We start from the raw sequence: 681 nt of genomic DNA on the forward strand, positions 1-681 counted from the left end.
AAAGTACAGCGAGAAAGCTTTCAAAAACTCGGTCGTCATGCCACTGCCGAAGAAATTGCATCAGCATTAAACATAAGCACAGATAAGCTTCGAGAATATCTCACTGCTTCTCGCACAGCCATTTCTTTAAATAAACAAGTGGGAGATGAAAAAGAGACAGAATTGGGCGAAATTTTAGCCAGCGATGCCGCTTCACCAGAAAAACTCCTTAGCCAAGAACTTCTATCGCAAGATGTAGCTAAATTCTTAGAACCATTGACACCTATACAGCGTCAAGTGTTGACTTTAAACTTTGGGCTAGAGAACGATCAGCATTTCAATCTAGCTCAGATTGGCCAACAGCTAAACCTCAGCCGAGAGCGGATTCGTCAAATCCAGGTCAAGGCGATAAGTATTCTCCGCCATCGACAAAGCGATATGCAAGAGTATTTAATTGATTAAGTAGAATTACTTTCGTCAGATGATGCACGGATCTTGTAGAACTAAGACGAAAAACTATATTAAAGAAGTAAGTCCCCAACAGTAATCAGTCAATGCCCAGTAAAACAATTGATGTCCGAGAATACACCGTCAGAGCGCACAAACGAGAAATTCACACTCGCGTTTTCAACTTCGTATGTAAGCAATGCGAACAACCCACACAACGAGAAACCTTTGGTGTGCGACCGCTCTACTGTGAAA

The 681-nt window shown here is 42.0% G+C and carries 1 protein-coding gene; it reads left to right on the top strand.

Annotated features, from left to right (window positions below):
- Window positions 1-441, top strand: a 441-nt coding sequence (locus G1O98_RS38505; protein ID WP_163939725.1) for a sigma-70 domain-containing protein, incomplete at its 5' end; no start/stop codon positions are given.
- Window positions 442-681: the final 240 nt, after the last annotated feature.

Source organism: Nostoc sp. UIC 10630, assembly GCF_010747425.1.
Lineage (GTDB): Bacteria > Cyanobacteriota > Cyanobacteriia > Cyanobacteriales > Nostocaceae > Nostoc.